This window comes from Streptomyces sp. NPDC004542, assembly GCF_040610035.1.
Lineage (GTDB): Bacteria > Actinomycetota > Actinomycetes > Streptomycetales > Streptomycetaceae > Streptomyces.
Genome location: NZ_JBEXLP010000148.1, coordinates 1 through 10,303, shown reverse-complemented (window position 1 = coordinate 10,303; position 10,303 = coordinate 1). Strand labels below are relative to the sequence as shown.

Here is a 10,303-nt window from a genome sequence, read left to right as displayed (position 1 = left end):
ATCCGCCGCTACATCATCTGGCGGAACCGCCACGCCGACGACCGGCGCCTACGCGCGGTCGTCGACAGGGCAAACATTGCCTGATGCGGCACTAGAGAAGGGGTACGTCGTGGCTGGGGCGGTCGGCTCCGCGGCTTTAGGCAGCCACTTTGGCGCGAGCCTCGAAGATCATGGCCCCAACGTCGTGCTTTACCGGGCAGGTCCACAGACTGCCCGACGCGCCGGAAGCTTACGGGGCCATGATCACTCGCGCCAAAGCAGCTCCAGCCCAAAGCCGCTACACCAACCGCTCGGGGATGTAGCCCCCATTTCCCGGCCTCGGTGACTGACAACCTGCCCTCACCGGGTTTGCGCTCGGCCGCGAGCTCGGATGCGAGCAGTACTCACCTTCGTACGCACTTCCTCGTAGATGGGAGGAAGTTTCTCATCCACCCAAAGCCGCACCGTGAGTGCATAAGGCTGCATGGATGTCGGCGGAGCCCACCGATTAAGGCTTTGCACTACAACAAAAAAATCATTGGGGAAATTATTGAAACGAGGCAATGAGTTTTGCCAAGTTTTTCGCGCAAGTTGATTGGCGCCCAGATACCGTATGGTCTGTGAAGGCTCCATAGCTATTCGCTTCTGAGTTGGGATTTCAGAGACTTTCAACCCGCGCCGGTTGGGAATCTTCACGCGCTTACCAGCTGCGGTGTCCTCCGCTTCAGATAGGAACATTTCAATCACCTCGTCGGCAGGCAATCCGCGCACAACCTCGAATTTGAGACGAGTTGACATATAGTCCATTCTCCGAGCGCGAACTAGCGGGTCAAAGCTGAGGGTTACGGCCATTCCCCGCGATGCCCGTTTACGAGTAAAAAACGCTTCTGGAACCGGCACAGCATAGAGGTGGACGCCATCAACCGGGATCTCGGACTCGCTGATCAGGACCGTGTCACGTATAGCACTTTCTGCGCTACGCAAAGATGATGCATGACCGTATCCTACAAAGCGGCGCCCTTCTGTTGCAGCAGCACCTTCAGTGAACTCGGATGACGTAGCCAGGAAATCCACAGAAACCGGATTAGCTGATTGCAACGTCAATGCTCGAATCAGATTCCCGGATGCCTTGGGATACTTCGCCGCAACTAGAGCAGCGACCCGGGAGACATGTGGAGCTGCCAGGCTCGAACCGTAGTCATGCGTGATTACACCAGTGCTGTTAAGGCGACCATCTGCTACAGCCACTTGCAACTCGTCGGGTTCTAGAAGTGCGTGTGTCTCCTGATCCTGCCCCAGTGTCCCCGCTGGCGCGCAGAGTTCAGGTTTGATCGCATCACCAATGCCAAACCCGATGCGTGAGACGGGTGAAGGCCACCCAACCTTCCCCAACGGGGTGGTGCCCAACGGGAGCGGCTTCGGTGGCGACACCAAGCTGCCTACAGTTAGTGCCGTAGCTGCCGGAGCCGGATCGAGGAGCCTCGCATTCGGGCTATCCAACATCCGAAGCGGATAGTCGACAGCTAGAGCTTCGTCGAACTGTCCAGCATATTCGCGCGGAGCTACATTCCCCGTGGGAACAACGAACACAACGTTCAGACTGCGAGACAGTGCATCCAACAGAGCGGCGATAGACGGGGCCCGGTTTCCCACGATCAAGCCATTGAGGTCACCCAGGCTGAGGTTAATAACTCTCACACCTTGTTGCGCCAGATAAATCGCCGCATCCGTCAATTCTCGTTCGGCAAGGCGGTACGGAGGAATCTGTGCGTTCTCGTCCAACACCCGCACTGACATGATCCGAAACGGCGGGGCATCCCAGTCACCGGACGATATCTGACCATCCAGAGAACCGCGTGCGAGTATGCTTGCGACTGCCGTTCCATGACCGTGTCTATCAGCACCATCTTCGATCCAGGTGCTTGTTGACACTGCCTCCACGACACAGCCGCGGAGCAGCGGGTGATTAGCCACCACGCCACTGTCAATGATGCCGACCTGCGGCGAGGCATCGTCCGGTAACGGGAGGTCAGCGATCACATCAGCGCTGATTTCACTGGGGCTGGCGTTTATGCTCAACGAGGCGGGGAGCACTTCGACCTTGGCTATCAGGTCTACGCGGAGCAACTGCCTGACGATGTCCACCCTCGCGGATATCCTCATGAGCGCCAGCCCGGAGGCTTCACTGGAGAAGTGGTCATGCGTCACGCCGCCGGCAGCGCTAACAGCTTCACTAATTGCCGTTATCCACGAGTCAGCGGTAGCTATATCGCCCGGATACCAGACCTCTACATCGACGGTTAGCTCATCGTCTCGGTCAGCCTGGCGCAGAGCGGTTCGCAACTCCTCGCCGACCCGGTCTTGCGGGCCATACGGTCTCACGTTATCGATATTATCGAAAAAAGCCTCGTGCGTTGCAGACGCCTGACCGTTCTTCGGCTCTTGAGCGTATGCTTCCAGGCGCGTCAAGAACAACGACATCGATGGGTCGTCGCTAAAAGCGACGACTCTCTTGGTGCTGCTCGTGTCCACAATGCGGAGGCCAGAACGCTGCCAATTGGCTTCCTCTGCAATGGATTGTGAAGACGCCACCGTCTCGACGACGAGAATAAGTCTTGGATCGATTCCCAGCACCGGCGTGCGTGCAGCGACGTCCGTGAGCACGAAGTCAACGTCGTCGTTTAGGTCATCAGCATGCTTTTTGCGGTCACCGAAGTTGCGGCCACCACCGAAGCCGCGTGGCACCTTACGCCGAGAGCCGTCGAGCTGGACCCGCTCCACAACAATATGCGGCTGTCCCCCCTCGTCGAACCCAGGGAGTGGAATCACCCCAGAGATTGTCCGGCCTCCTTGAATCGACGCTTGCGCGATGCGGCACTTCGCAGCAAATCATCCGTTGATACAAATTCTTCGCCACTTAGGACAGCGACTCTCATCGCGTCTAGGCAGACTGCTTCAACCTGAGCATGACTCAAGCCAGCCAAAGCCTTGGCTGCCTCTTCCTGATTTATCTGGTAATTAATGCGCCTGAGTTTCAGCTTGAGAAGATGAGCAATTTGCTTTTGTGTTGGCTTTCGATAAACCAGCACTTCGTCGAACCGTCGCCAGACGGCGCTGTCGAGCAAATCGGCATGGTTCGTCGTCGCAACCACGAGGTTGTCCGACGAATAAGTCTCAAGTTGCTGGAGAAGTACGGTCGCCACGCGGCGCATCTCGCCGTGATCTGAATCTTCTCTGCCTGAGGCCAGCATGTCGAATTCATCAAAACTCACGACCCAGGAGCCCCGTGACGCGAAATCTAGAATCCGTTCGATATGTCGAGCGGTTTGCCCCAGGTATGACGAAACAACCGCAGATAGTTTCACCTTGACAATTGGCACGCCAAGAGCGTGGGCGAGGGCCTCGGCAGTACGGGTCTTACCCGTCCCGCTTGGCCCAGCCAGCAAAAGCCTGCGGCGGGGGCGCAGTCCATAGCTGGCCAAACGGCTCTTATTCCTGTGTTCACGTACGATCTCGGTACAGATGTTGCGCGTCTCCACTGTGAGCACAAGATCATCGAAGCTCGTGACCGACTCACGCACGTCGAGCAGCGGGACCTCTTCGTCACTAACCGGTACAGGACCGACCATTTTTGCTGAAAGTGGCCGCTGTGATCGTCCGCCAGTAGAAGCACGTTCCAGGGCGGCCGCGAGGCTGTCCCTCACGTCGTCAATCTCAGGAGCCATCCTCTCCCTCGGCCGCCTACTGTCCCCGAGCGCGCGGGCTGCCTCTTCACGCTCGCGCCTGGACCGATCCACCCTTCGCGCCAGACCAGACGTCAACTCTTCGTCCTCATCCATCCACAGCTTCTCCGCCTGCTCGCTGGCTGCCACCACGTTCCTCCAAGCGGATCACCGCTGTTGACCTGTGGACCTGCCCTCCTCGGCGCTACCCTACCCCGCGCGCATACATAGCACACTGGGTGCCCACCATCGAGAGGCCGCTACCGTATGAACGAGCGAGCAGTACCTTACGTTATTGCTGACTCTGAGCAACTGAATGCCGCTGTTATCGGAACCGCCTTCAAGAAGTCTAAAGGCGATGGAGTCCTGATTCTCACAGGCAACTGCCCTCGCTGCATGCATGAATTCACGGCCACAATACCGCTGACACCAGCGACCGTCACGCCTGGTCGTGCCATCACCGGACAGTCTGCGGGCAACTCGATGACAGCAACTCCCGTGCAGCACACCGTTTACTGCGCGTGCCAACAGGAGCACATGGGCCGGCCCGAAGGAGAACACGGATGTGGCGCAGTCACTAACGTGATACTCAATCTGAAGGTCAGGCGATGAAATTCTTCAGCCGAGCTGAACGAAGTGGCGAGCTGGACCTAAGTAATTATGACGTTGAGGACTTTGAGCTGGGTCCAGCCTCAACGCCAGCCACTCCTGAAGACCTGCGCTGGGCTCGTCTTGCAGAGGAAGCAAGGTTCAACGGCCTTGCAGACGTCCAACGTTCCGCGGAACGTTGGGGAGCAACGATCCTCGTCATCACAGGGATTCTGACGACGCTAACAGTAGTGCGCGGGCCTAGCGACCTAGCGGCTCTGCGAGATTTTTGGCCCGATAAGTTGCTGGTTGGGCTTCTCGCCGCGCTGTCATTGCTACTCGCTCTGTCAAGCGTGATTTTTGCGGCGATGGCGGCCCAAGGGTCAGCCGTGAAAATGATTGCCAGTGGACCACGCTACAAGGAGGAATCACTTAAAGCCGCTTCCATAGCCAACACTAATCTCATACGTAGTCGCCGCTTGGCGGTAGCCATTATCCCGTTTTATCTCGGGGCAGTTGCCGTCCAATCTTACGCGCCGCAAGCCACTCAAGATCCTCCTGTTGTGATAGTTAAGGACACGGATGGAACTAGCTATTGCGGGATTAACCTGAAACAGTCACGGCATCGGTTGGTTCTGCTACGGGAGAACAAACCGGCCATCCGACTAGACCCTGCGAAGTTGGCTACCGTCACAACCTCCGCCAGCTGCGGGAAGCCTGGTTCTGAGAAGTAGTGATGCTCGTCGGCTTAGGCATGCTGGGCTGACCGTTCTGAGCCGGGGTGTATCGACCGATGAGACAAACGACGGGTGGAAGCTCGGCAAGTCCCTCGATCGATTGTGAGCGTTCGGCCAGCAAGGTACGTTCGCATGGACCAGTACGACGCACAGGGGGCGGGATGTCTGCATATGGTCGCGAGGACAGCGAGTGGCGCAGTCTGGTGGATTCAGGGCGCGAGTTCCTCGTTGAGCGGGCGAAGTTGGGCAAGCTCACTTCGTACACCGAGCTCAACGTCACCTTGGCCAGGCGAACTGGCTGTCGACCCTTCGACTTTGAGCGTGCCGACGAACGAGCCGCTATGGGACATCTGCTCGGTCTGATCGTGGAGCGAGACCAGCAGATCGCACCGTCTGATCCCCCGCTGATGCTGTCGGCTCTCGTCAACTACCTGACCGCCAACGATGCCGGCCCCGGCTTCTACCAGCTCGCCAAGGAGCTTCAACTCCTCCCCATGAGCGCGTCGAAGGACGAGAAGGACAGCTTCTGGATCAAGCAGGTGCGACGGCTTTACGAACGCCACGGGGCAAGGCCGTCCCTGGCTTGAGCGGCAGACCTGAGTGGCTAACGGCGTGACAACGCCCACGAACACCGGCGAGCAACCGCGAACGTCTGTGAACCATGAGCGCAGGTGGGAGCCACACCAGCCCCAGACAGCATCACCACCGAAGTTGCTTCGGGACGAAGCGGTCGCTCCGTTAGGGTGCGCCGCATGACCGACGACGCCCCGGCGTGTCCCGAGTGCAGTCAGCCCATGAAGTCCGGCGGCATCGTCCTCTCCAAGCGGGGGGACGATGGCCGGCGGACGTGTCGGACGCTGTGGAGGTGTACTGGTAGGCATGTCTGGTGGCGCTGGGCCGATCGGCCGCATGAGCCTTTGGAAGCGTGTCCGGTGCCGGAGCTGTTCCGCTGACATCAACCGCTGACATCAACGACCTCAGATAAGAACGACACACAACGGTCGCGGACAGCACCGCCGCACGAGGCGAGGCTTGACCAGGCCGGGGTTAGATCGAACTCCTAAAGCGGGTGTCGCAGGTTCGAATCCTGCCGGGGGCACAACGCATTGCCGCTCTGACCTGGGGTTTCTTCCCTGGGGAGGGGCTCTATTCGGCCTCGGGCTCCTCGTCCGGGGCCGTTTGCGTGAGCGGTGCGTGAGCGGACGGAGAGTTGATCTCCGAAATCTCGCCCAACGGATCAGCATCATCCGGCACGGACTCCGGGCCGGGATGCTCCGTGCCGTCGGGCTCGGGCTCCGCTTCGGAGGCGGTGTTCTCGGCGGTGGCGCGGGCGCGCGGGACGAGCCGGGCTGCGGCCTCGGCGATCGCCAGGTCCGCTTCGGGGGGCAGGCTCGTGTACGTGTCGGCCGTGATGGTGATCGAGGAGTGGCCGAGCATCTCCTGGATGTCCTTCAGGTCGGCCCCGGCCGCGTGGGCGAGGGTCGCGGCACCGTGGCGGAGGTCGTGGAGCCGGACCGGCGGGAGGTCGATCTCCTCGTACAGCTCGATGAACCGTCGGGTGACGTTGGCGGGGTGGAGCAACTCGCCGTTCTCCTTGGTGAAGACGCGGCCGGTCTCCACCCAGGCGTTCTCCCACTCCTTACGGTCCTTGTCCTGCTGGGCGCGGTGCCGCCTGAGGGCCTGGACCGTGTCGGAGTCGAGCGCGATGGTCCGCGCGCCGGCATCGGTCTTAGGGTCGTCCTCGTACACCTCCCAGCCGTCCACGACGAGTTGCTTGGCAACGGTGATGAGACCGGCGTCCAGGTTGGTGTCGGTCCACTTCTGCCCGCACGCCTCGCCCCGCCGCAGCCCGCGGAACGCGATCAGGTGGAACAGCGCGTACAGGCGGTCCTCCGCGACGTGGTCGAGGAAGAGGCCGGTGTGCTCCGGCGTCCAGACCATCACCGATGACGGCTTCTCGCCGGTGCGCTTCCAATAGAGGATGCGTTCCTCGGTCCATACGAGGGCCTTGGGTCGCTTGCCCGCCTCCAACTCGACGTGGGCGGCCGGGTTGAAGGTGATGAGCTGCTGAGCGATCGCGGCGTTGAGTGCGGCCCGCAGGGTGGAGCGGACGCGCCGGCGTGTGGCCGGTCCGACGATGCGGCGGTAGGGCTCCATGTCAGCGATGGCCGCCTTCATCGCCTTGCGGCGGGCGCGGGGCTCACGGCCCTTCCAGGGGATCTGGGCGAGGTCCTCGAACGTCTTGCGGCGGGCCGCGTTGCCTTCGGCGATCTCGACGTTGGCCTCGGCTATAGCTTCGAACATCTCCGACAGGTGGGCGACCCGGAGGCGGTCGAGCCTGTAGTGCCCGATCCGTGGTTTGAGGTGCACCCGGATGTTGCTCTCGTCGCGACTGATGGCGCTCTTCCGGCTCGCCTGTGCTCGGCGAGCGACCAGCCCATGACCGTCGCGAGTGCATGCCGATCACCGTCGCCAGATACATCCACGACCCGCCGACCGGCAGATGCGTGCAGCGTCGGTCAACGAGGGAATGCTGCGGCTTACGACGCTGCCGGCGCCGATGACCGACCCGTATCCGATGCGGACTACGGGCAGGACCACCGCGTTGCTGCCGATCCAGGCCTTGTCCTCGACGAGATCACGGTAGGGCTGCCCGCCGAACTGGCCCCGACCGCGCTCCTGCTTGCGTTGCCCCGTAGCCGGTGGACAGCGCCGGATCCGGTAGCAGCACCGTGTAGCCGCGCGGGAAGGGGGCGTGAGCTGGATCAGCGTGCCGGACGGACGGCAGACAGTACGCTGGATCCAGCGGGATCGGGCCCGCAGCACAGTGTCCGGGAGGTGCTTCATGACGGCCGAGATGGTGGCCCCGGCGTGGATGCATGAGCAGATCACGGCAGAGGATTACGAGTCCTGGTCCGAGGAGCAGTGCGCCGGTATCGAGATCGTGGACGGGATGGTCGTCGTGAGTCCGAGCGCGTCCAAGCGGCACAACCGGCTGGCCCGGATTCTGGCGAACGCCCTGGACGCCGCCTCGGGCCCGGAGTGGAACGCCGACACGGACTTCGACGTCCGGCTTCAGGACGTCCCGCTCACCAATCGCCGCCCGGACGTCGTCGTGTACCGCGCGGACACGATCGACATCACTCCGACCCGTCCGGAGCACGTGCTGCTGGTAGCGGAGGTGGTGTCGCCAGGCTCGGAGACCACCGACCGGATCGTGAAGGTCGACCAGTACGCCAAGGCAGGAATCGGCTTCTACTGGCGGATCGAGCAGGCCGCGACAGGCGTTCCTCTCGTGTACACCTACGTTCTCGACCCCGCGACGAAGACCTACCGGGACGGAGACGTGTTCACCGGCGTCCTCAAGGTGGCGGCCCCCTTCCCGGTGGAGATCGACCTCGGCCAGATCTGACCCACACGCTGATCAGCAGCCGGCAGCGCGTGAGCGATGCGTGAGCCGACGGTCCAATACAAGGCGGCATCAGCCGGATCAAGTGGCTCGCCACGCGGTTCTGACCAGGGGAAACAACACCGCGCGGCAGCGTCGAGCACCCTCCGGCAAGGATTCGATCCCACTCCTAAAGCGGGTGTCGCAGGTTCGAATCCTGCCGGGGGCACAGCGAGAAGGGCCAGCTCAGGAGGGGTTTTCTCCCAGGCTGGCCCTTCGCCGTATCAGGCACCTCACCCCTGGCCCGGCGCGGTACGGGTCAGGGCAGGAGCAGCCAGCGGCAAACCCCGGCTACCTCGACTCCGGGTGCTCACGATCTCATCCGAGTCACAACCCGACGACGACTACGCCGCCGCGCTGTCCGGATTGCTGCTGGCCGGCATGCGCAGGGTGTGGTCGCCGAAGTCCGCGACCAGGTCCAGTCGCCCTCCGAGCGCCTCCACATAGCGTGCGATCACGTCCAGGGTGGCCCCTTCGCCGTGTTCGATCTGGGAGACTCGGGCGACGCCGACTCCCATCCGGGCCGCCACATCCCGCTGGGCCAGCCCTGACTGCTTGCGTGCCTCGGCGAGTTGGTGGCCGCGCGCCTCGGCGAGAAGCCGACGAGACCCTGCTTCCACCTCGGCGGGCTCCACACCGGCCGCGTACAACTCCTGCTCCAAGGTCTCCCAGTCCTGCGCAGCCTTCTTGGGCATGGCTACTCCTTCAGTCCTCGTCGCCGGCGTAATCGTGGTACAGCTGCTCGGCCAGCGGAACGTTGTCGCGGTACCAGCGCTCCCAGTTTCCGGCCTTGTCACCGCCGAGGAGCAGCAGGGCCGAGCGAGTCGGGTCGAAGGCAAAGATGATCCGGATTTCGGAGCGCCCACCCGATCCCGGCCTCAGCTCCTTCAGATGATGCAGCTCCGAGCCCTTCAACCGGTCCACGAGAGGACGTCCCAGAGTCGGTCCGGCCTCACGCAGGGCGGCCACAGCCTGCGCGACCCGGGAGGCCGAGCCCAGATCCTCCTTGATCAGGAGCCTGAACCACTCCGCATACTCCTAGGTGACCTTGATCGCCCAGCTCAAGACGACTCCCTTCGACACCAACACCGACTTTAAGGTTTACTTAAGCGTCGGCAAGCACTGATCGTGTGCGGTCGCAGACGGAGCCAGTAGGGTTTTACCCATGGTGACTGCGACCGTCCGTGAGTGGAGCGACGAGGAAGGGTGGGGCGTGCTCGACTCCCCCGAGACGCCCGGCGGCTGCTTCGGCCACTACGCAGAGATCCGGATGAACGGCTTCCGCACCCTGTTGCCCGGCCAGCAGGTCGATCTCGAGTGGGAAGCTCCCGGCTTCAAGCAGGACGGGTACGACTATCGCGCGGTGAACATCGTGCCCCGGCATGCCTGACATCCACACCTGACATCAACGACAGCGCACGACCACGGCCCCCAGCGGTCCGCCGTGTCACCGCCCGCTTTACCGGGGCATGCACCGACATTCTGCTCCGACGTCTGCGGCACCGCGGCGGCCAGTCCGGCCACGAGTTCTCCCCACACCAGCCGGGCACCCAGGTGCTCGAACAACCCGAGCGCGAGCACGAAGTACACCCCGACGCGCGAGGGGAGACTGCTCAGCCGACGTTCGCGCGTCCCGGTCTCCTCCCACACCGCACCCGCAAGCTCGGTCGGAATGACCTGCGTCAATTCACCGGCGTATCCGGGCGCGAACATGTGCCACAACCACGTCACTACGGGCCTTGTCCCCGAGGAGTGGACACCTGTTCGTGTTGCTATGCGGCGAGTGTCAGGGTAGCTGACTGCTGTTCGTAGGCGATCGGTGCCTGCTG

General features: G+C 62.2%; 10 protein-coding genes and 1 pseudogene. 4 read left to right on the top strand and 7 right to left on the bottom strand.

All coding sequences use genetic code 11. The features are described from left to right. Positions 1-339: 339 nt before the first annotated feature. A complete protein-coding gene (locus ABZX30_RS36860; protein WP_355942455.1) occupies positions 340-2,808 on the bottom strand; it encodes a S8 family peptidase in 2,469 nt (822 codons plus the stop codon). Continuing rightward, positions 2,805-3,851: an ATP-binding protein gene (locus tag ABZX30_RS36855; protein WP_355942452.1), complete on the bottom strand. Its 1,047-nt coding sequence runs from the start codon at positions 3,849-3,851 to the stop codon at positions 2,805-2,807. Before ABZX30_RS36855 ends, ABZX30_RS36860 begins: the two co-directional genes overlap by 4 nt. Positions 3,852-4,309: 458 nt before the next feature. Here ABZX30_RS36855 and ABZX30_RS36850 point away from each other — a divergent pair, with 458 nt between their 5' ends. Together ABZX30_RS36850 and ABZX30_RS36845 are read left to right on the top strand one after the other, a co-directional pair. Further along, positions 4,310-5,023 carry a hypothetical protein gene (locus ABZX30_RS36850; protein WP_355942450.1) on the top strand — a complete coding sequence of 238 codons (714 nt, stop codon included), beginning with the start codon at positions 4,310-4,312 and terminating at the stop codon, positions 5,021-5,023. Positions 5,024-5,187: 164 nt separating this feature from the next. Beyond that, on the top strand, positions 5,188-5,613 hold the full coding sequence (locus ABZX30_RS36845) for a hypothetical protein (protein ID WP_355942448.1): 426 nt from the start codon (positions 5,188-5,190) through the stop codon (positions 5,611-5,613). Between the two features lie 559 nt (positions 5,614-6,172). On the opposite strand, the pseudogene ABZX30_RS36840 reads toward ABZX30_RS36845, so the two are convergent. Continuing rightward, a pseudogene (locus tag ABZX30_RS36840) lies at positions 6,173-7,435 on the bottom strand (site-specific integrase); the annotation flags it as partial. 54 nt (positions 7,436-7,489) lie between these two features. Further along, positions 7,490-7,873: a hypothetical protein gene (locus tag ABZX30_RS36835; protein WP_355942446.1), complete on the bottom strand. Its 384-nt coding sequence runs from the start codon at positions 7,871-7,873 to the stop codon at positions 7,490-7,492. Here ABZX30_RS36835 and ABZX30_RS36830 point away from each other — a divergent pair. Beyond that, positions 7,872-8,438, top strand: a complete 567-nt coding sequence (locus ABZX30_RS36830; protein ID WP_355942443.1) for a Uma2 family endonuclease — start codon at positions 7,872-7,874, stop codon at positions 8,436-8,438. The two genes, ABZX30_RS36835 and ABZX30_RS36830, sit on opposite strands and share 2 nt — an antisense overlap. Positions 8,439-8,818: 380 nt before the next feature. Here the strand turns inward: ABZX30_RS36830 and ABZX30_RS36825 are convergent, their stop codons facing one another. Beyond that, positions 8,819-9,169, bottom strand: a complete 351-nt coding sequence (locus ABZX30_RS36825) for a helix-turn-helix transcriptional regulator (RefSeq protein ID WP_355942440.1) — start codon at positions 9,167-9,169, stop codon at positions 8,819-8,821. Between the two features lie 10 nt (positions 9,170-9,179). Beyond that, on the bottom strand, positions 9,180-9,485 hold the full coding sequence (locus ABZX30_RS36820; protein WP_355942458.1) for a type II toxin-antitoxin system RelE/ParE family toxin: 306 nt from the start codon (positions 9,483-9,485) through the stop codon (positions 9,180-9,182). A gap of 154 nt (positions 9,486-9,639) precedes the next feature. Here ABZX30_RS36820 and ABZX30_RS36815 point away from each other — a divergent pair, with 154 nt between their 5' ends. Continuing rightward, entirely contained in the window at positions 9,640-9,864 is a 225-nt protein-coding gene (locus tag ABZX30_RS36815; protein WP_355942438.1) for a cold shock domain-containing protein, read from the top strand. Here the strand turns inward: ABZX30_RS36815 and ABZX30_RS36810 are convergent. Beyond that, a complete protein-coding gene (locus ABZX30_RS36810; RefSeq protein ID WP_355942435.1) occupies positions 9,828-10,187 on the bottom strand; it encodes a transposase domain-containing protein in 360 nt (119 codons plus the stop codon). The two genes, ABZX30_RS36815 and ABZX30_RS36810, sit on opposite strands and share 37 nt — an antisense overlap. Between the last annotated feature and the right edge of the window lie 116 nt (positions 10,188-10,303).

Coding starts and splice junctions, on each gene's coding strand:
- ABZX30_RS36850 (WP_355942450.1), top strand. CDS start 4,310: ATGAAATTCTTCAGCCGAGCTGAACGAAGTGGCGAGCTGGACCTAAGT.
- ABZX30_RS36845 (WP_355942448.1), top strand. CDS start 5,188: ATGTCTGCATATGGTCGCGAGGACAGCGAGTGGCGCAGTCTGGTGGAT.
- ABZX30_RS36830 (WP_355942443.1), top strand. CDS start 7,872: ATGACGGCCGAGATGGTGGCCCCGGCGTGGATGCATGAGCAGATCACG.
- ABZX30_RS36835 (WP_355942446.1), bottom strand. CDS start 7,873: ATGAAGCACCTCCCGGACACTGTGCTGCGGGCCCGATCCCGCTGGATC.
- ABZX30_RS36825 (WP_355942440.1), bottom strand. CDS start 9,169: ATGCCCAAGAAGGCTGCGCAGGACTGGGAGACCTTGGAGCAGGAGTTG.
- ABZX30_RS36815 (WP_355942438.1), top strand. CDS start 9,640: ATGGTGACTGCGACCGTCCGTGAGTGGAGCGACGAGGAAGGGTGGGGC.
- ABZX30_RS36810 (WP_355942435.1), bottom strand. CDS start 10,187: ATGTTCGCGCCCGGATACGCCGGTGAATTGACGCAGGTCATTCCGACC.